Here is an 18,548-nt window from a genome sequence, read left to right on the forward strand (position 1 = left end):
TCACACTCAGGCTTGTGTACGGAGACATCCATGACGGAATCCCTGGATATCGCACGGCAGACCCTTCTGGCCCCCGCGGGCCTGGATGATGCAGCGCTTGAGCAGGCCTTCGATCGGCTGCTGGCGCCGTCGGTGGATGCTGCGGATCTGTATTTCCAGTGCACCCGCAGTGAAAGCTGGGCACTGGAGGATGGCATGATCAAGCAGGGCACCCACAGCATTGATCAGGGTGTCGGCGTGCGCGCCATCAGCGGGGAAAAAACCGGCTTTGCCTACTCCGACGATATCGTTCTGCCGGCCCTGCTCGAGGCCTCGGGTGCCGCCCGGGCCATCGCACGCAGCGGCCAGTCCCGTGGCCTACAGGTCTGGCAGCGTGGTCACGGACTGGATCTCTATCCGCCGCTTGATCCGGTGGAGTCCATGCCTGATCAGGACAAGGTTGATCTGCTGCGTCGGGTGGACGCCGAGGCCCGACGCATCGACCCCCGGGTCGAGCAGGTGTTCGTCAATCTATCCGGCAGCCATGACGTGGTGCTGGTGGCCGATGGCGACGGCCGCCTGAACGCCGACGTGCGGCCGCTTGTGCGCTTGAATGTCCGCGTCCAGGTGGAACACAACGGGCGCCGTGAAAGCGGCAATGCCGGCGCCGGCGGGCGCTATGCCTATACCCGGTTTCTGGAGGACGATCTGGCACTGGGACTGGCGCGAGAGGCGGTCCGCCAGGCGCTGGTGAATCTGGAGGCGGACGAGGCGCCTGCGGGAACCATGCCGGTGGTGCTGGGTGCGGGCTGGCCGGGTATTTTGCTGCACGAGGCCATCGGTCACGGCCTGGAAGGCGATTTCAACCGCAAGGGGACTTCGGCCTTCGCCGGGCGGCTCGGTGACCGGGTGGCCTCGGAGTACTGCACGGTGGTCGACGACGGCACGCTGACAGACCGGCGCGGTTCCCTGAATGTGGATGACGAGGGTGAGCCCAGCCAATGCACCACGCTGATTGAAAACGGCATTCTCAAAGGCTATATGCAGGACCGCATGAATGCCCGCCTGATGGGGGTTTCCCCCACCGGCAACGGCCGGCGCCAGTCCTATGCCCATCTGCCGATGCCGCGCATGACCAACACCTACATGCTGGCCGGGCCGCATGATCCGGAAGACATCGTCCGCTCCGTGGACCGCGGTCTGTACGCGGTGAACTTCGGCGGCGGGCAGGTGGATATCACCTCCGGCAAGTTCGTGTTTTCGGCAAGCGAGGCCTACCTGATCGAGAACGGCAAGGTGACGCGGCCGGTCAAGGGTGCAACCCTGATCGGCAACGGGCCTGACGTGTTGACCCGGGTCAGCATGGTCGGCTCCGACATGGAACTCGACAGCGGTATCGGCACCTGCGGCAAGGACGGTCAGCTGGTGCCGGTCGGGGTGGGACAGCCAACCCTGAAGGTGGACGCATTGACGGTCGGTGGCACGCGCGGCTGAGCAGCCAACGCGATCAGGGATCAACAGGAGCGGAGATGAACGAGATCGTCGAATCGGTCAATGGCGCCCAGCTGGCTGACGAGCAGCGTCTGATAGCCATTGGCCAGCAGGTTCTGGAAGAGGCCCGCGGTCAGGGCGCGAGCGCCGCGGAAGCCTCGATCAGTGTCGGCACCGGCCTGTCGGTCAGCGTGCGCCGTGGTGAGGTCGACACATTGGAACACGAGCGGGATCGTAGTCTGGCCGTGGTGGTGTACATGGGTCAGCGCAGCGGTGCGGCGAGCACGGCCGATTTTTCCCCGCGCTCGCTGCAGGCGACGGTGGCTGCTGCCTGTAGCATCGCCCGCTATACCTCCGAGGATCCGGCCAGGGGGCTGGCGGATCCGGCCCTGCTGGCAACCGATTTTCCGGACCTGGACCTCCACCATCCCTGGCCGTTGAGCGCGGACCAGGCCATCGAGCGGGCGCTTGCCGCCGAGGCTTCGGCGCGGGATGCGGATAGCCGAATCAGTGATTGCGACTCGGCGACGGTTACCACCGGGGAGGGAATCCGCGTCTATCTGAACAGCAACGGTTTCGTTGGCAGTCGGCGGGGCACCCGGCATGGGGTCAGCTGTATAGCGATCGCCCGGGACGACGCCGGCATGCAGCGCGACTACTGGTTCAGTGTGGCGCGCAGCGCGGATGAACTGGAATCACCGGCCGACGTCGGCCGGCGGGCAGGGGAGCGGGCTGCGAGTCGGCTCGGCAGCAGGAGATTGCAGACGGGTCGGGTGCCGGTACTGTACACACCGATGATGGCGCGGGGCGTCATCGGCCAGTTTCTGGGGGCGATCAGCGGCGGCAATCTGTATCGCAAGTCCTCGTTCCTGCTGGATCGCCTGGGCGAGCAGGTGTTTCCGGCGCATGTGCAGATGCAGGAGCACCCCCACCGGCCCCGGGGGCTTGCCAGTGCCGCTTTCGACGACGAAGGCGTGGCGACCCGGGACTGCACCGTGGTCGAGGATGGCCGCTTGCAGACATACCTGCTGGACAGTTATGCCGGACGGCGCCTCGGCCGCCAGTCCACCGGCCATGCCGGCGGGGTGCATAACCTGGAGGTGCGCTCCGGTGACAAGGATTTCACGCAGCTCCTGCGCACCATGGACAGCGGCCTGGTGGTGACCGAGTTGATGGGGCAGGGCGGCAATCTGGTCACCGGTGATTATTCGCGGGGTGCAGCCGGTTTCTGGGTCGAAAATGGCGAGATTGCCTATCCGGTTGAGGAGATCACCGTTGCCGGGAATCTCCGAGACATGTTTGCGGGTCTGCAGGCCGTGGGTGCGGACCGGGACGAGCGGGGCAGCATCATCACGGGCTCGTTGTTGTTCGAGCAGATGACCGTCGCCGGCAAATAGCGGAGGCCGGTTGTCGGCCGGCCTCGCTTATTTCTGCTCGTCGAAACCCGCCTCGACCAGCTGGCAAAGGGCGTCAAGCGCCTGCCGTGCGTCTTTCCCCTCGGCCTCCAGGCGCAGTCGGGTGCCCTTGCAGGCGGCCAGCATCATCACGCCCATGATGCTCTTGCCGTTGACCTGCCGTTGCTCGCGAATGACCTGGATGCTGGCCTCGAACCGTGATGCGACCGCCACGAAACGTGCCGCCGCGCGGGCATGGAGCCCGAGCCTGTTGCAGATGACAACCTCTTCGGAGAGCTGGCCATCGGTCTCGGGGCTGTCGTGGTGGTGATGATCCCGGCTCATGGTTTTGCCTGCTCCGATTCCACCAGCATGACGCCATCCCTTCCTCCGCTAAGGGCCTTTTCGGTCAAGGCATCCAGATCCAGGTTCGGGTAATTGAACACGCGCAACAGCATCGGCAGATTCAGGCCGGAGACGATTCGCACCGCTTCGGCGACCTGCAACCGCAAGGCCAGATTGCACGGTGTGGCACCATAGATATCCGTCAGGATCAGAACGCCGCTGCTGCGCGGGAGGCCGGCCAGCAATTCGCGGGCCCGTTCTGCCTGGGCATCCGGATCCGAATCCTGGGCAATGGTCAGGCACTCCGTATACAGCGGACAGAAGCCCAGTGTGTCGACCACCGTGTCCAGCAGCAGCCGGCCAAAGTTATTGTGCGTAACCAGCAGAATGCTTACCCGCATGGCAACTCCCGGTGTATCAGCTTGACCTGTTCGCCCCGCAGCGAGCGGAAGTGGGCGGCCAGCTGCTCCGCCAGGTAAACGGATCGATGCTGGCCGCCGGTGCAGCCGATGGCCACGGTCAGGTAGCTACGATTCTCCCGCTCGAATGCAGGGATCCACTGCTCAAGGAAGGTTCGGATCTGGCGCTCCATCAATCGCACATCCTCGGACTGCTGCAGGTAGGCGATGACTTCCGCATCCTTGCCGGTCTGTCGCCGCAGCCCCGGTTCCCAATGGGGGTTGGGTAGACAGCGAATGTCGAACACGAAATCGGCGTCCACCGGAATCCCGTGCTTGTAACCAAAGGACTGCACCAGGATCGACACCCCGGGTGGTGATTCGGTCAGGCGCTTGCGCACCAGATCCCTCAGTTGATGCACATTGGTGGTGCTGGTGTCGATCACCAGGTCCGCCTCGCCCTGTATGACGCTCAGCCGCCCCCACTCCTGGCGGATCGCTTCTGCCAGCGAGATGCCATTCTGGCTCAGCGGATGTCGGCGGCGGGTCTCGCTGAAGCGGCGAATCAGGGTTGTTTCCTGGGCGGTGAAAAAGACAATGCTGGGATCGAGCTCCTGGACCCGCAGGCTATCCAGTGTGCTGCCGAAATGCTGCAGATCCTCGGGCTGGCTGCGCGCGTCGACGCCGACCGCGAACTGACGTCGGGTACCGGCTGGCAAACGCTGCAGATAATTGCCCAGGTGCCCGAGCATGCTGATCGGCAGATTGTCGATGCAGTAGAAGCCCGCGTCCTCCAGCGTGTGCAGGGCGACGGTCTTGCCCGAACCGGACAGGCCGCTGATGATGTAGAGCTGTGTCGGTTTATGCATCGTCGATTCCGCCCGCCGCTCCCGCCATGTCATGTCGCCAGCCGGTTTCAACCACCAACGGCGGAACCCCGTGAGTGCCTGCCGGCAGGGTCAGTCGCGGCAAGCGAATGCCATGCACAATCGTGTGGTCCCGGCTCCCGTCCGGGCGCGGCCAGCTGCGCCAGACCTGCGGCGATTGGATGTGTTGCAGGTGCACGATCCGGCTGATGGGAACGCTCGAGCGCCAGGCCCGTCCGCCGAACAGCTGGCGAACATCCACCAGGCCGACCCCACGGACCTCCAGCCGACCCTCTAGCGTGGTGGGGCAATGCCCCGTCAGCGTATCCCCGTCGACCTCCAGTTCCACCAGGTCGTCGCTGATCAGGGCATGTCCCCGATCCAGCAGTCCCAGGGCAAGCAGGCTCTTGCCAACGCCGCTGTCGCCGGTAATCAGCAGTCCCTGATCGTCGAGGGCAAGCAAGGTCCCCGGGATCCCCGGGCGGGTCCGGACCGGTTTTTTGCCGGTATCAGTCACCCCGCGTGCCGGAATCCCACTGCACGAGCAGGCCGTGCAGGGCCGTGTCGTCAGTGCAATCGCGCAGCTGCCGGCAGAACGCTACATCGCTGAACATCTCGGCCAGGCGCGCCAGGATCTGCAAGTGTTCATCGGTGAAGTGTTCCGGGACCACGAGGCTGAACAGCATATCCACGGGCTGCTGGTCGAAGGCATCGAAATCGATTCCCTCGCGCAGCTTGATAAAGGCGGCGCAGGCACTGGGCATTCCCTCGATCCGGGCATGCGGAATGGCCACACCGTGTCCCAGCCCCGTGCTGCCGAGCCGCTCCCGGCTGATCAGCTTGTTGAAGATGGCGGTGGACTGCAGCTCAGAGTCGCGCTCGGCAACCAGTTCGCTGAGCAGTTCCAGTCCCCGTTTCTTGCTGCTGACGTCGGCATCGCAGACAACACGTTCCGGGGTTATCAGGTCGGCGATCTTGATCATGCTGAGTCAGGTATCCCGGGCCGTGGCGGGCAGGCTGAGGCTACCCCCAAGTAGAAGGCCGGCCCGTCGCCTGGGCATTCGGGCCGGCCGCGTATGAGTTCCATCAGCACATCGTGCAACAGGCGGAGGTGCAGTTTACTCCTCGCCGAGCGCCTTCGCCTGGGCGCCTTCGCTACGATGATGGTCCGTCAGCTTTTCCTTGTGTTTCTTGACCTGCCGGTCGAGCTTGTCCACGAGGCCGTCGATGGCAGCGTACATGTCATCCGCGACAGAGTCGGCAAACAGCCGTGCGCCGCTGATCTGGACCGTGGCTTCGGCCTTCTGCTGGATCTTTTCCACGGTCAGGATCACGTGGACATCCACGACATTATCGAAGTGACGTTCCAGTCGATCGAACTTCTGCGAGACGTAATCGTTCAGGGAATCGGTGAGGTCCACATGGTGTCCGGTCACGTCGATCTGCATTCTGCTCTCCTTGGTACGCACCGAAACCGCGTTGCGGCTCCTGGCTTGTTGCTCCGGCAAGCGGGTTCCGCCGGGTCAAGCGATCCGTTTGCGTTCGTTGGACGAGGCAATCGACATCGCTTCCCGATACTTTGCCACAGTCCGCCGCGCGACATTAATGCCCTCCTGCTTGAGGATGTCGGCAAGTCGACTGTCGCTCAACGGTTTTGCCGGGTTCTCTTCACCGATAAGCCGCCGAATGCGGGCGCGGATCGAGGTGGCGGAGCATTCATCACCGTCGACGGTATGCACATGGCTGGAAAAGAAATACTTGAATTCGAAGGTGCCGCGGGGGGTGTGCATGTATTTCGAAGTGGTGATCCGGGAGATCGTGGACTCGTGCATTTCCACTTCCTCGGCCACTTCACGCAACACCAGCGGTTTCATTGCCTCTTCGCCGTGCTCGAAGAACTCACGCTGGTGGCGCACGATACAGGTCGCCACCTTCAGCAGGGTGTCATTGCGGCTGCGCAGGCTCTTGATGAACCATCGGGCCTCCTGCAGATGCTGCCGCATGGTGCTGTTGTCCTGGCTGTTGTCGGCGCGCCGCACCAGGCTGGCGTAGTAGCTGTTGACCCGCACCCGCGGGGCTGCCTCCGGGTTCAATTCGACGCGCCAGTCATCCTTGTCCCGCCGTACATAGACATCGGGGATGACATACTCGGCGGTGCTGTCACTGATCTGGGAACCGGGCCGCGGGTCCAGCGTGCGGACCAGTGCCAGGACCTCGGAAAGGTCTTCCTGGCGCAGTTTCAGACGGCGCAGCAGCTGTGCCGTCTGTCGGCTGGCAAGCAGGTCGAGGTGCTGGTCGACCAGTTGCCGCGCCTCGCTGAGCCAGGGTGTATCAGGATCCAGCCTGTCCAGCTGCAGCAACAGCGCCTCGCGCGGATCCAGCGAGGCCACGCCCAGCGGATCGAAGCGTTGAATCAGGTGGCGGACGGCCTCGATTTCGTCGGTTTCCACCAGCCAGTCCTCGGGCAGGGCACTGCGGATGTCATCGAGACCGTTGCACAGATAGCCGTCGTCGCGCACGGAATCGATGATGGCCTCGGCAATCGCCATGTCCCGTTCCGACAATCGGGCCAGACTTGCCTGTTCGCGCAGGTGATCCTGCAGGTTGCGGCCTGTCGTGGTCTGGTTTTCCCAGGCGTCGCGTCCGTCCTCGTCAGGCGCAGGCGCACTGTACGATGTGGTGCCGTCGTAGATGTCACCCCAGTCGGAATCCAGTGGCAGATCCTTGGGGATATCGTCACTGCTGGCGGAACTGCTGCGTTCATCGACCTCGCGTTCGGCCGCATCCCGGACACTGTCCGCCTGCGCGGTCTCCGCTTTAGCACTCTCGCTCTTATCCTCGCCGTTGGCTTCCGCCTCGCGTTCCTCGACGCCGTCATCGCTGTCGTCGGCAGGCTCCAGCATCAGGTTCGAATCCAGTGCCTGCTGCACTTCCATGTGCAACTCCAGCGTTGACAGTTGCAGCAAGCGTATCGCCTGCTGCAACTGTGGGGTCATCGTCAGCGTCTGACCGAGGCGGAGCTGCAACGATTGCTTCATGCGACAGCGACTCCCGATGACGGCATGCATGGCCATGCGCACAGCAGCGGAACGGCAGGCCGCTGCAGCAAGGGATATCGATGACAGGCCGGCGAGTGAATTCGCATAGCTTGCTATGTTAGCTGAATAGCGGCTGCTGTTGAATAGTTGGCCCGACTCTTGCCTGCTAGGGAAACACTGATCTATTCCCGCGTCTGCGTCCGAGACCGGTTTTGGTCATCTGGCAAGGCGCGGTGCCTGTCCGGCGGCATTTGGCACGCCCCTGGCGGTGAGGGGGAGCCGCATCCCGACGCAGGCCTTCGCAGCGATTCGTGGTCCGTCAAAGGCGAAAGGTTTCACCAAGGTAGACGTCCCGCACTTTCTGGTTGGCCAGTATCGTGGGCGCGTCGCCTTCGGCGATGATGCGTCCTTCGCCGAGGATGTAAGCGCGGCCGCAAATGCCCAGGGTCTCCCGGACATTGTGGTCGGTGATCAGGACGCCGATGCCCCGCTCCGCGAGGTGGCGAATGATGTCCTGGATGTCGCCAATCGAGATCGGGTCGACACCGGCGAAGGGTTCATCCAGCAGGATGAAACGCGGGTCGGCCGCCAGCGCTCGGGCGATCTCCACGCGCCGCCGTTCACCGCCGGAGAGGCTGATCCCGACCTGGTCCTGCAGGTGGGCGACGTTGAATTCCTCCAGCAGTTCCAGTGCCCGGTCCCGACGTCGTCTTGCATCGAGTTCCGGTCGTGTCTCGAGGATTGCCAGCAGATTGTCCATCACGCTGAGTTTGCGGAATATCGAGGCTTCCTGCGGCAGGTAACCGACTCCACGGCGCGCCCGGGTGTGGATCGCCAGCCCGGTGATGTCCTGGTCATCCAGCAGGATCTCACCGCCATCCACGGGCACCAGGCCGACAATCATGTAGAAGCAGGTGGTCTTGCCTGCACCGTTCGGACCCAGCAGGCCGACGACTTCACCGCTGCTGACGTGCAAAGAGGCATTTTCCACCACGCGGCGTCGGCGGTAGGCCTTGCTGATGTCGACGACGCGGAGGGTACTCATTCGTCGCCGTTGTCGTCCTCGGGGAAGAAGGTGATCCGGGTCCGCTCCCGACTGTCCTTGCCGCGCGCCTTGGCGATCTCGGTCTCCAGATCGTATTCCACGGTTTCGCCGGTCACCGTGTTGCGTCCCTGGGTGACGGTGCCGCCCTCGAACAGCATGACCCGCTCTGGTCCCTGCGCATGGTATTCCATGCGCGGCGCCTCGCCTTTCAGCAACTCGCCTTCCTCTGCGGGGCGTTCGATCCAGACTGCGGGCCGCCCCTCAACCACGATCCGCCGGACCTGGCGGTTCTCGGTGGTGTAGACGGTCATCTTGTCCCCGGTCACCCGCCTGACGCCCTGGGTCATGACAACATCGCCGGTGTAGACACTGGTGCCGGTCGTGTTGTCCAGCTCGGCGGTGTCCGAATCGAGATAGATGGGCTGCCTGCTCTGGTCGGCCGTGGCAACCGAACCCAGCGTCAGCATTGCCAGCAGCAGGGCGGCGCCGACGGCGGGTCGCCGAAATGGCGATCGGTTCTGGTTACTCGGATTCCGGCGCATAGCGGGATCTCACTTCGGATAGCAGGTTGATACGGTTGACCGCCAGCGCGCCTCGTGCACCCACCCCATCGACGACCGCGCCGCGGGTCCGGTACGTTGCCGGCTTCTGGGTCTGTACCAGGCGCTCCTGCGGATAGAGCCAGGCTTCCGTGGTTTCAAGCTCCGCCCAGTCATTGTCTTCACCGGCTTCGCGGCTGGCCAGCACATCGCCTTCCAGCACGGCTTCGGTGAGCGCCGACCAGGCGCGGCCCGAATCCGACCTCAGCCGCCATGGCTCACCGCGCTCCACATGGTAGAGCATGTCCGGAGAGTCGATGGTCCAGAGGTCCTCATCAATAAAATGTACCATGCGCGGGCCGCGCAATTCCCAGGCGGGTTCGCCGGTCTCGTCCAGTGAAATGCTGTGGAAGTCCTCGATGAAATAGTCAGGCTGGCGCTCCGTTTCCTCCTCGCGGGTCACGTCGGTTGGCGCGGTTGGCCGCATCTGCTCATCCAGCACCAGCCAGCCGACCACCACCAGCAACACGCCCACCACCCATGGAAACAGGCGGCGCTGCGGTGATCGCAGGGTCGGCTTTTCAGGCATCCGCGTAACTCCGGACTACAGCATCCAGTCGACCGCGGCCGGCCAGCAGCAGTTCACAGATTTCGCGCACGGCACCCTGGCCCCCGCGGCGTTCGGTACACCAGTGACAATATTGGCGCAGGGCAGGGTGCCCGTTCGGGACCGTGATCGCCAGTCCTGCCCGGCGTAGCACCGGCAGGTCGATCAGGTCGTCACCCGCATAGGCCGCCTGCTCGGCCGTGATATCGAGTTTTCGGAGCAGTCCCTGCCAGGCTTCGGCCTTGTCATGACGCCCCAGCAGCAGATGGGTGACGCCAAGCTCGCCGGCCCGTTGTCGTAGCGGCGCCGAGTCGCGGGCACTGAGGAAAGCGACGGCTATCTGCTCGCGTTTCAGCAGCGTCATACCCAGCCCGTCCAGGCTGTTGAACGCCTTGACCGCCTCCCCGGTCTCGCCATACCAGAGGGTGCCGTCGGTCAGTACGCCGTCCACGTCCAGGACCAGCAGCTGGATACGTCCGGCCCGCCGCAGCAGGGTCTCGTCGGGTAGCGGCACCAGGCTCGATTGCGGATCAGCCATTACACCACCCCGGCGCGCAGCAGGTCGTGCATGTTCAGCGCGCCGACCACGCGGTCCTTGTCGTCGGTGACCACCAGGGCGTTGATCTTGTGAGTTTCCATGAGCCGCAGTGCCTCGGCGGCCAAGGCGCCTCGGCGTATGGTGCGCGGGCCGGTGGTCATCAGTTCACTGACCCGTGCCTCGTGCACGTCAATACCCTGGTCCAGGCTGCGGCGCAGGTCACCGTCAGTAAAGATGCCGGCGAGACGGTCGTCGTCATCCACGACCGCGGTCATGCCCAGGCCCTTCCGGCTCATTTCCACCAGCGCATCCCGCAGCGGGGCTCCGGAGGCGACACGAGGAATTCGCTCGCCGGTATGCATCAGATCGTCAATCAGCAACAGCAGGCGCCGGCCAAGCCGTCCGCCCGGATGCGAGCGGGCGAAGTCCTCGGCGGTGAAGCCCCGGGCCTCGAGCAATGCAATGGCGATCGCGTCGCCCATGGCCAGGGCGGCGGTAGTGCTGGCCGTTGGCGCCAGATTCAGCGGGCAGGCTTCCTGCGGTACGCTGACATCGATATTGAAAGTGGCCGCCCCGGCCAGCGTCGAACGCGGATTGCCGGTCAAGGTGATCAGCGGAATCCCGAGACGCTTGATCAACGGCAGTATCGTGACCAGTTCACCGGTTTCTCCGGAGTTGCTCAATACCAGTGCCGCGTCATCGCGGGTGAGCATGCCGAGGTCGCCGTGGCTGGCCTCGCCGGGATGCACGAAAAAGGCTGGTGAGCCGGTGCTGGCAAGGGTGGCGGCGATCTTGCCGCCGATATGCCCGGATTTACCCATGCCGAGTACCACGATGCGACCGCGACAGGTCAGCAGGTGGTGGCAGGCGCGGGCAAAGTCGTGATCCAGGCGCGCGATGAGTCCGCGCACCGCGTCGGCTTCCAGTTCGAGCACACTGCGCGCCAGTTCCAGCATGCAGCTGTCGTCGATCGGGGGTGGTCCGCGGTCGGTTCGGTTTACATCGCTCAAGATCTGCTCCGGAATTCCTGCGGTCTGCGCGGATCATAGCAGGCGAACAGATCCGCGTTTCCCACCGAAATTGCGCTGCGCGACTCCCGGCGTTGTCGAAAAATCTCCGCCAGCCCTTGATTTGACTCGTTTCTGCCCTTCACAGATACTCGACCGCCATTCTCCGACTGCGCGCTCGATCACGGAAACCCATGGCCGCCTCAGACTCTGCCGACGATTGCATCGTCGATATCCGCAATCTGCATTTCTCGCGCGGCCGCAACGTGATTTTCGACGGAGTCGACATCCGCATTCCCCGCGGTTCGGTTACCGCGATCATGGGTCCGAGTGGTACCGGCAAGACAACCTTGCTGCGTTTGATCGGCGGCCAGTTGCGTCCGGATGCGGGAGAGGTCCGCGTTGGCGATGAAACGGTGCATCAGTTGCGGCACCGGCAGCTTTACCGGCTGCGCAGGCGGATGGGGCTGCTTTTCCAGAGCGGTGCCCTGTTCACGCACCTCAATGTGTTCGAGAACGTGGCTTTCCCGCTGCGTGAGCACACCGATCTGCCTGAGCCACTGATCCGTGATCTGGTGTTGATGAAACTGCAGGCCGTTGGCCTGCGGGGCGCCCGTGATTTGATGCCGGCGGAGCTGTCCGGCGGTATGGCGCGGCGTGTGGCACTTGCCCGTGCGATTGCCCTGGATCCGGCCATCATCATGTATGACGAACCGTTCGCGGGGCAGGATCCGATCTCCATGGGCGCGCTGGTGACGCTGATCCGGACCCTGAATGACGCCCTCGGGCTGACCAGCGTCATCGTCTCCCATGACGTTGCCGAGACTGCCCGAATCGCCGACTTGATCTACGTGATCTCCCAGGGACGGGTGGTGGAGTCGGGCAGCCCCGAGCAGCTGATGGCGTCGGAGTCCGAATGGGTCCGCCAGTTCATGCACGGGCTGCCGGATGGGCCGGTACCGTTCCATTATCCGGCAGACTCGCTGGCCGACGATTTGCTGGACACCCGGCGATGACGGATTTCTTCTCGCGCATCGGCCGCTCGACGCTGGGCGTGCTCGCCCGTATCGGTCGCGGCTGCCTGTTCCTCTGGCATGCCCTGGTTGGGCTTCCCGGGCTGATTCTGCGCCCGGGGCTGGTGGTCGCGCAGATCTATTCGATCGGGGTGCTGTCGCTGATCATTATCGTCGTCTCGGGCACCTTTGTTGGCGCGGTGCTTGCGTTGCAGGGCTACAACACCCTGGTCAACTTTGGTGCCCAGGACTCGCTTGGTGTGCTGGTGGCGTTGTCGCTGCTGCGCGAACTCGGACCAGTGGTCACGGCGCTGCTTTTTGCAGGACGCGCCGGTTCGGCGCTGACCGCCGAGATCGGCCTGATGAAAACCACCGAGCAGTTGTCCAGCATGGAGATGATGGCGGTGGATCCGATGCGGCGTGTGATTGCGCCACGCCTGCTGGCGGGGTTCATCTCCATGCCCCTGCTGGCAGCGATCTTCAGTTTTCTCGGCATCATGGGGGCCTATGTGGTCGGTGTTGGCGCCCTGGGGCTGGATGAAGGGCCGTTCTGGGGGCAGATGCAATCCGCCGTGGATTTCCGCGACGACGTGATGAACGGCGTGATCAAGAGCCTGGTGTTCGGCTTTGTCGCGAGCTGGATTGCGGTTTACGAAGGCTATGATGCGGAACCCACGGCGGAAGGCGTGAGCCGCGCCACGACACGCACCGTGGTACACACTTCACTGGCAGTGCTGGGACTGGACTTTGTCCTCACCGCGCTGATGTTCGGCTGAGTCGGGGTAGCACATGAACATGGCACGTAGCGTCGAAATCTGGGTCGGGCTGTTTGTCGCGGCCGGTTTTGCGGCCCTGCTGGGACTGGCCATGCAGGTCAGCAATATCCCGCTGTTTCAGACCGTGGACGGTTACGATGTGCACCTGCGCTTCAATAACATCGGTGGCTTGCGCGAACGTGCGCCGGTGACGATGTCCGGGGTCCAGGTCGGCCGGGTCAAGTCCATCGAGCTGGATCCGCGTAGCTTCGACGCGGTGGTCACGGTGACCATCCGACGCGATTTCAACGAGATTCCGGAAGACACGGGCGCCTCGATCTATACCTCGGGGTTGCTGGGTGAACAGTACATTGCGTTGGACCCGGGCGGGCTTGATTTCTACCTTGAGGACGGCGACGAAATCACGCTGACCCAGTCGGCGCTGGTGCTGGAACGACTGATCGGACGTTTCCTGACCAGCATGGGTGATGGCGGCGATGACGACTGAGGGCACGGGAGAGCTGGTCCGGGTGGACGGCCAGGGCTACGCGCTGCGCGGTGAGCTGGGGTTTCAGTCGGTAACAGCCCTCTGGCGACAGGCCGAACGGGACGTGGATTTTTCGGCTGCCACCGCGCTTGACCTGCAGGCGGTGCAGCGGTCGGATAGTGCCGGCGTTGCCTTTCTGCTGGCCTGGGTTCGGCGTGCCCGGCAGCAGGGCGGAGCAGTGACGTTCACGCGCGTGCCGGAGCAGATCCGGGCCATCGCGGGGACCTGCGGTGTGCGAGAGATCCTGGCACTTGATGTGCCGGCAGCCGATTCGGAACAACAGGAGTTGCAAGCATGATGGAACCGGAACAGGTCAAAAGACTGATCGAGTCGGGACTGGATGGCTCGTTCGCCGAGGTCAGTGGTGATGGCCAGCATTTTCAGGCCGTGGTGGTCTGCCCGGCGTTCGAGGGCCAGCCGCTGCTGGCCCGGCACCGGCTGGTGAATGAGGCGGTCAGGGAACAGATGGATTCAGGGGCGTTGCATGCGCTGTCCCTGACGCGCTTGCTGACACCGGCCGAATGGGACCAGCAGCAGGGCTGAATCCGCTCCCCGCAACAGAACGGCCTGCAACCGGGGCGAGGCGAATCCCGGGCGCGGCTTCGCGGCAATCCCGCCGCCCGATTCCGAGCACAGACATCCGAACATGGAAAAGCTGATTATCAACGGCGGTCGCCGCCTTGACGGCAGCATCCGCATTTCCGGTGCCAAGAATGCGGCCCTGCCGATCCTTGCCGGAGCGCTGCTGGCCGATGGTCCGATGAGCATTGGCAACGTACCGCACTTGCATGACATCACCACGACCATGGAGTTGCTGGGGCGCATGGGCGTGCGCTTGACCGTCGATGAGCGCATGCGCATCGAGGTTGATCCGCGAACGCTGACCAGCTGCTTCGCACCGTATGAGCTCGTGCGCACCATGCGCGCCTCGATCCTGGTGCTGGGTCCGCTGCTGGCCCGGTTCGGCCGCGCCGATGTGTCGCTGCCGGGTGGCTGTGCGATCGGCTCCCGGCCGGTCAATCTGCACATCGACGGACTGACTCGTATGGGCGCCGATATCCAGGTCGAAGCCGGCTACATCAAGGCACGCGCCAAGCGACTGCATGGCGCGCGGATCGTCATGGATATGGTCACTGTCACCGGCACCGAAAACCTGATGATGGCGGCGACGCTGGCCGATGGCCGGACCATCATCGAGAACGCGGCCCGGGAACCGGAAGTGGTGGACCTGGCCGAATGCCTCAATGCCATGGGCGCGCAGATCACCGGCGCCGGTACCGACACCATCGTGATCGAGGGTGTCGAGCGGCTGGAGGGGCGCCGATACGATGTGCTGCCTGACCGGATCGAAACCGGGACCTACCTGGTGGCGGCGGCGATCACCGGTGGTCGGGTTCGGCTCCGCGAGACCCGGGCGGATCTGGTGGATGCGGTGCTGGCCAAACTGCGCGAGGCCGGGGCTACGATCACGGTTGGGCCGGACTGGATCGAACTGGAAATGCGCGATGGCCGCCGGCCCAGGGCGGTGAGCCTGCGAACGGCGCCTTACCCGGCTTTCCCGACCGATATGCAGGCCCAGTTTTGTGCGCTTAACGCGGTAGCCGAGGGTGCGGCAACCATCACCGAGACCGTGTTCGAGAATCGCTTCATGCACGTGCTGGAGATGCAGCGCATGGGCGCCGATATCCGGCTTGAAGGCAACACCGCCTTCAGTCAGGGTGTGCCGCTCCTGACCGGCGCACCGGTCATGGCCACGGACCTGCGCGCCTCGGCCAGCCTGGTCCTGGCGGGGCTGGTGGCGGAGGGCGAGACGCTGGTCGACCGGATCTACCATATCGATCGCGGTTATGAATGTATTGAAGAGAAACTTGCGCAGCTTGGCGCCGAGATCCGTCGCGTGCCGGATTGAGAGGCGGGAATGCAAACCGATGACTGAACACCTGATCATCGCCCTGTCCAAGGGGCGGATTCTGGAGGATACGCTGCCGCTGCTGGCCGCCGCCGGCATCGAGCCGGTGGACGATCCGGCGCGCAGCCGCAAGCTGGTGCTCGACACCACGGACCCCGGGGTCAAGCTGGTGGTGCTGCGGGCCACGGATGTGCCGACCTACGTGCAGTACGGTGCCGCGGACCTGGGAGTCTCCGGCAAGGACGTGCTGATGGAACACGGCGGTGACGACCTGTATGAACCGCTGGACCTGGGCATCGCCCGTTGCCGGCTGATGGTGGCCGGCTTCCCGGACGCCCATCGGCGGCCGGGCACGCTGCGGGTAGCGACCAAGTTCGTCAACATTACCCGGCGTTATTTTGCCGAGCAGGGGCGCCAGGTGGAAACCATCAAGCTGTACGGCTCGATGGAACTGGCGCCGATCGCCGGTTTGGCGGATTTGATCGTGGACCTGGTCGACACCGGACGTACGCTGGAGGCGAATGGACTGGTGCCGCTGGAACATATTGCGGACATCAGCTCGCGTATGGTGGTCAACCGGGCGTCGATGAAGCTTAAACACAAGCCGATCAAGGCGTTCCTGGAAAAACTGGAACAACGCCTTGGTGCGGCCTGAGTCAGCGAGGGACACAGCATGGTGGATATCACCCGACTGAGCACAACGCAGCCCGATTTCTGGGATGCCCTGCGTCGCCTCACGGATTGGGATGACGCCCATGAACACCGGGTTGAGGGCGTGGTGCGCGATATTCTCAAGGCGGTGCGGCGGGAGGGTGATGCCGCAGTGCTTCGTTATACGGAAAAGTTCGATCGCTTGAAGGCGGGCAGCGTCGCGGAACTGGAGTTGCCGGTGGAACACCTGCGTGCGGCGTTCGAGGAATTGCCGGCGGAGCAACGGGAGGCACTGGAATTCGCTGCCCGGCGCATCACCGCTTATGCCGAACGGCAGAAAATCGAGGATTTCCGCTACGACGACGGCCACGGCACCGTGCTGGGCCAGAAGGTCACGCCGCTGGATCGGGTTGGCCTGTATGTGCCCGGGGGCAAGGCGGCCTATCCGTCGTCGGTGCTGATGAACGCGCTGCCGGCCAAGGTGGCCGGCGTCGAGGACATTGTCATGGTGGTGCCGGCTCCCGACGGCAAGCTGGAGCCGATGGTGCTGGCCGCCGCCTGGCTGGCCGGCGTCAACCGGGTGTTCATGATCGGTGGCGCACAGGCCGTGGCGGCGCTGGCCTATGGCACCGAGACGGTGCCGGCGGTGGACAAGATCGTCGGCCCCGGCAATGCCTTTGTTGCCGAAGCAAAGCGGCGGGTGTTCGGCACCGTCGGCATCGACATGATCGCCGGGCCTTCGGAAATCCTCGTGGTCTGTGACGGTCAGACCGACCCCGAATGGATCGCGATGGACCTGTTCTCCCAGGCCGAGCACGACGAGGATGCCCAGGCCATCCTGGTCTGCCCCGAGTCCCGCTATCTGGACGAGGTGCAGCAGGCGATCGAACGCATGCTGCCGGGCATGGAGCGATCCGACATCATCCGGGCCTCCCTCGCCGGCCGCGGTGCGCTGATCTGCGTGCGTGACCTGGTGGAGGCCGAACAGGTGGTCAACTTCGTGGCCCCGGAGCATCTGGAGCTGTCTGTGGCGCAGCCGGAACGGATGGCAGAACGCATTCGCCATGCCGGCGCGATTTTCCTGGGGCGGCATACGGCCGAGGTCCTGGGCGACTACTGTGCCGGTCCGGATCATGTGTTGCCGACCTCGCGCACGGCGCGGTTTGCCTCGCCGCTCGGGGTCTACGACTTCCAGAAGCGTAGCAGCCTGATTCATTGCACCTCCGCGGGCGCCGCCTACCTCGGTGGGCCTGCCGCCGTACTAGCCCGGGCCGAGGGGCTGGATGCCCATGCGGGCTCCGCCGACTACCGCGTGGAGGCGGCGGATGCCGAGCACTGAGGCGGATGCGCTGATCCGTGCACTGGTCCGTCCGGCGGTGCAGGAGATGCGTGCCTACCATGTGCCCCCGGCACGTGGCCTGATCAAGCTCGACGCGATGGAGAACCCGTACAGCTGGCCACAGGCAGTGCGGGAACAGTGGCTTGGTGCCCTGCGCGATGCCGAGATCAATCGCTATCCGGATCCGCAGGCCGCGGATCTGAAGGCCGCGCTGCGGCGCAGTCAGGCCATCCCCGATGCGGCAGATCTGCTGCTGGGCAACGGTTCCGATGAGCTGATTCAGTTGCTGGGCATGGCCCTTGGCGGCGAGTCCCGTACCGTGCTCAGCCCGGGGCCGGGCTTCGCCATGTACCGGCTGATCGCCGGCTTCACCGGCATGGAGTTTGTCGAGGTTCCGCTACGGGGCGAGGATTTCGCGCTGGACATGCCGGCAATGCGAAGGGCAATTGCCGAGTGTCGGCCGGCAATCATCTATCTGGCCTATCCGAACAATCCGACCGGCAATGCCTTCGATGCGGAGCAGGTCAGGGAAATCCTCGATCTGGCTCCCGGCGTCGTGGTACTGGATGAGGCCTACCATGCATTCTGCGGCGAGAGCTTTATCGACCTGGTGCCCGACCGGCCGCAACTGCTGGTGATGCGGACCTTGTCGAAGATGGGGCTGGCCGGCCTGAGGCTCGGCTTCCTGGTGGCGCAGCCGGCCTGGATCCGGGAACTGGAAAAGTGCCGCTTGCCCTACAACATCAATACGCTGACACAGCGCAGCACCTTGTTCGCGCTGGAGCACGAGACCTTGCTGGAGGAGCAGACGGCGCGTATCCGTGCCGACCGGGAGTTGCTGCTGGAGCAACTGCAACGGCTGCCGGCGGTCGTCAAGGCCTGGCCCAGCCGTGCCAATTTCATCACCTTCCGCAGCCGCAGTGGATCGGCCGCGACGATTCATGCCCGGCTGCGTGAGTCCGGCATCCTGATCAAGTGCCTGGATGGCAGTCATCCCCTGCTGCACGACTGCCTGCGCGTGACCGTGGGCAGCACCGGGGAAAACCGGGCCTTCGTCGACGCGCTGGCCGCGGTAGGCGAAGGCTGA

General features: G+C 64.3%; 23 protein-coding genes. 11 read left to right on the plus strand and 12 right to left on the minus strand.

Annotated elements, in window-relative coordinates:
• The first annotated feature begins 30 nt into the window (after positions 1 to 30).
• Both tldD and pmbA read left to right on the plus strand, forming a co-directional pair.
• Positions 31 to 1,473: a metalloprotease TldD gene (gene tldD, locus M0534_RS07905; protein ID WP_248567884.1), complete on the plus strand. Its 1,443-nt coding sequence runs from the start codon at positions 31 to 33 to the stop codon at positions 1,471 to 1,473.
• Between the two features lie 35 nt (positions 1,474 to 1,508).
• The gene (gene pmbA / locus M0534_RS07910) at positions 1,509 to 2,867 is read left to right on the plus strand and encodes a metalloprotease PmbA (RefSeq protein ID WP_248567885.1); all 1,359 of its coding nucleotides are present in this window, start codon (positions 1,509 to 1,511) and stop codon (positions 2,865 to 2,867) included.
• Between the two features lie 27 nt (positions 2,868 to 2,894).
• Here pmbA and M0534_RS07915 read toward each other — a convergent pair whose 3' ends face one another.
• The 12 genes from M0534_RS07915 to M0534_RS07970 all read right to left on the minus strand — a co-directional run bounded on the left by M0534_RS07915 (position 2,895) and on the right by M0534_RS07970 (position 11,196).
• A complete protein-coding gene (locus M0534_RS07915) occupies positions 2,895 to 3,209 on the minus strand; it encodes an HPr family phosphocarrier protein (RefSeq protein ID WP_248567886.1) in 315 nt (104 codons plus the stop codon).
• Positions 3,206 to 3,610, minus strand: a complete 405-nt coding sequence (locus M0534_RS07920; RefSeq protein WP_248567887.1) for a PTS sugar transporter subunit IIA — start codon at positions 3,608 to 3,610, stop codon at positions 3,206 to 3,208. The genes M0534_RS07915 and M0534_RS07920 overlap by 4 nt, the downstream gene beginning before the upstream one ends.
• Entirely contained in the window at positions 3,601 to 4,476 is an 876-nt protein-coding gene (gene rapZ / locus M0534_RS07925; RefSeq protein WP_248567888.1) for an RNase adapter RapZ, read from the minus strand. Before rapZ ends, M0534_RS07920 begins: the two co-directional genes overlap by 10 nt.
• Positions 4,469 to 4,936, minus strand: a complete 468-nt coding sequence (locus M0534_RS07930; protein WP_248567889.1) for an HPr kinase/phosphorylase — start codon at positions 4,934 to 4,936, stop codon at positions 4,469 to 4,471. Before M0534_RS07930 ends, rapZ begins: the two co-directional genes overlap by 8 nt.
• Before the next feature lie 46 nt (positions 4,937 to 4,982).
• On the minus strand, positions 4,983 to 5,456 hold the full coding sequence (gene ptsN / locus M0534_RS07935) for a PTS IIA-like nitrogen regulatory protein PtsN (RefSeq protein WP_282571346.1): 474 nt from the start codon (positions 5,454 to 5,456) through the stop codon (positions 4,983 to 4,985).
• Positions 5,457 to 5,591: 135 nt separating this feature from the next.
• The gene (hpf, locus tag M0534_RS07940) at positions 5,592 to 5,921 is read right to left on the minus strand and encodes a ribosome hibernation-promoting factor, HPF/YfiA family (protein ID WP_248567890.1); all 330 of its coding nucleotides are present in this window, start codon (positions 5,919 to 5,921) and stop codon (positions 5,592 to 5,594) included.
• 75 nt (positions 5,922 to 5,996) lie between these two features.
• Positions 5,997 to 7,511: an RNA polymerase factor sigma-54 gene (locus M0534_RS07945; RefSeq protein ID WP_248567891.1), complete on the minus strand. Its 1,515-nt coding sequence runs from the start codon at positions 7,509 to 7,511 to the stop codon at positions 5,997 to 5,999.
• 319 nt (positions 7,512 to 7,830) lie between these two features.
• A complete protein-coding gene (lptB, locus tag M0534_RS07950) occupies positions 7,831 to 8,556 on the minus strand; it encodes an LPS export ABC transporter ATP-binding protein (protein ID WP_248567892.1) in 726 nt (241 codons plus the stop codon).
• Positions 8,553 to 9,098 carry a lipopolysaccharide transport periplasmic protein LptA gene (lptA, locus tag M0534_RS07955; protein ID WP_248567893.1) on the minus strand — a complete coding sequence of 182 codons (546 nt, stop codon included), beginning with the start codon at positions 9,096 to 9,098 and terminating at the stop codon, positions 8,553 to 8,555. The genes lptB and lptA overlap by 4 nt, the downstream gene beginning before the upstream one ends.
• Positions 9,079 to 9,684: an LPS export ABC transporter periplasmic protein LptC gene (gene lptC / locus M0534_RS07960; RefSeq protein WP_248567894.1), complete on the minus strand. Its 606-nt coding sequence runs from the start codon at positions 9,682 to 9,684 to the stop codon at positions 9,079 to 9,081. The genes lptA and lptC overlap by 20 nt, the downstream gene beginning before the upstream one ends.
• Positions 9,677 to 10,240 carry a KdsC family phosphatase gene (locus M0534_RS07965; protein ID WP_248567895.1) on the minus strand — a complete coding sequence of 188 codons (564 nt, stop codon included), beginning with the start codon at positions 10,238 to 10,240 and terminating at the stop codon, positions 9,677 to 9,679. Before M0534_RS07965 ends, lptC begins: the two co-directional genes overlap by 8 nt.
• Positions 10,240 to 11,196 carry a KpsF/GutQ family sugar-phosphate isomerase gene (locus M0534_RS07970; RefSeq protein ID WP_248567966.1) on the minus strand — a complete coding sequence of 319 codons (957 nt, stop codon included), beginning with the start codon at positions 11,194 to 11,196 and terminating at the stop codon, positions 10,240 to 10,242. Before M0534_RS07970 ends, M0534_RS07965 begins: the two co-directional genes overlap by 1 nt.
• Before the next feature lie 245 nt (positions 11,197 to 11,441).
• Between M0534_RS07970 and M0534_RS07975 the strand changes: the two genes are divergently transcribed.
• The 9 genes from M0534_RS07975 to hisC all read left to right on the plus strand — a co-directional run bounded on the left by M0534_RS07975 (position 11,442) and on the right by hisC (position 18,548).
• Complete coding sequence (locus tag M0534_RS07975) at positions 11,442 to 12,263, plus strand: ABC transporter ATP-binding protein (RefSeq protein WP_248567896.1); 822 nt, start codon at positions 11,442 to 11,444, stop codon at positions 12,261 to 12,263.
• Positions 12,260 to 13,036: a lipid asymmetry maintenance ABC transporter permease subunit MlaE gene (gene mlaE, locus M0534_RS07980; RefSeq protein WP_248567897.1), complete on the plus strand. Its 777-nt coding sequence runs from the start codon at positions 12,260 to 12,262 to the stop codon at positions 13,034 to 13,036. The genes M0534_RS07975 and mlaE overlap by 4 nt, the downstream gene beginning before the upstream one ends.
• Positions 13,037 to 13,049: 13 nt before the next feature.
• Positions 13,050 to 13,523 (plus strand): outer membrane lipid asymmetry maintenance protein MlaD, encoded by a 474-nt coding sequence (gene mlaD / locus M0534_RS07985; RefSeq protein WP_248567898.1) that lies wholly within the window; start codon positions 13,050 to 13,052, stop codon positions 13,521 to 13,523.
• A complete protein-coding gene (locus tag M0534_RS07990; RefSeq protein WP_248567899.1) occupies positions 13,513 to 13,860 on the plus strand; it encodes an STAS domain-containing protein in 348 nt (115 codons plus the stop codon). Before mlaD ends, M0534_RS07990 begins: the two co-directional genes overlap by 11 nt.
• Positions 13,857 to 14,105, plus strand: coding sequence for a BolA family protein (locus M0534_RS07995; RefSeq protein ID WP_248567900.1), 249 nt, complete (start codon positions 13,857 to 13,859; stop codon positions 14,103 to 14,105). The genes M0534_RS07990 and M0534_RS07995 overlap by 4 nt, the downstream gene beginning before the upstream one ends.
• Positions 14,106 to 14,208: 103 nt before the next feature.
• Positions 14,209 to 15,471: a UDP-N-acetylglucosamine 1-carboxyvinyltransferase gene (gene murA / locus M0534_RS08000; RefSeq protein ID WP_248567901.1), complete on the plus strand. Its 1,263-nt coding sequence runs from the start codon at positions 14,209 to 14,211 to the stop codon at positions 15,469 to 15,471.
• 19 nt (positions 15,472 to 15,490) lie between these two features.
• Positions 15,491 to 16,126: an ATP phosphoribosyltransferase gene (hisG, locus tag M0534_RS08005; protein WP_248567902.1), complete on the plus strand. Its 636-nt coding sequence runs from the start codon at positions 15,491 to 15,493 to the stop codon at positions 16,124 to 16,126.
• 18 nt (positions 16,127 to 16,144) lie between these two features.
• Positions 16,145 to 17,461: a histidinol dehydrogenase gene (hisD, locus tag M0534_RS08010; protein ID WP_248567903.1), complete on the plus strand. Its 1,317-nt coding sequence runs from the start codon at positions 16,145 to 16,147 to the stop codon at positions 17,459 to 17,461.
• The gene (hisC, locus tag M0534_RS08015) at positions 17,448 to 18,548 is read left to right on the plus strand and encodes a histidinol-phosphate transaminase (protein WP_248567904.1); all 1,101 of its coding nucleotides are present in this window, start codon (positions 17,448 to 17,450) and stop codon (positions 18,546 to 18,548) included. The genes hisD and hisC overlap by 14 nt, the downstream gene beginning before the upstream one ends.

It is taken from the genome of Methylonatrum kenyense (assembly GCF_023195885.1).
Taxonomy (GTDB): domain Bacteria; phylum Pseudomonadota; class Gammaproteobacteria; order Nitrococcales; family Aquisalimonadaceae; genus Methylonatrum; species Methylonatrum kenyense.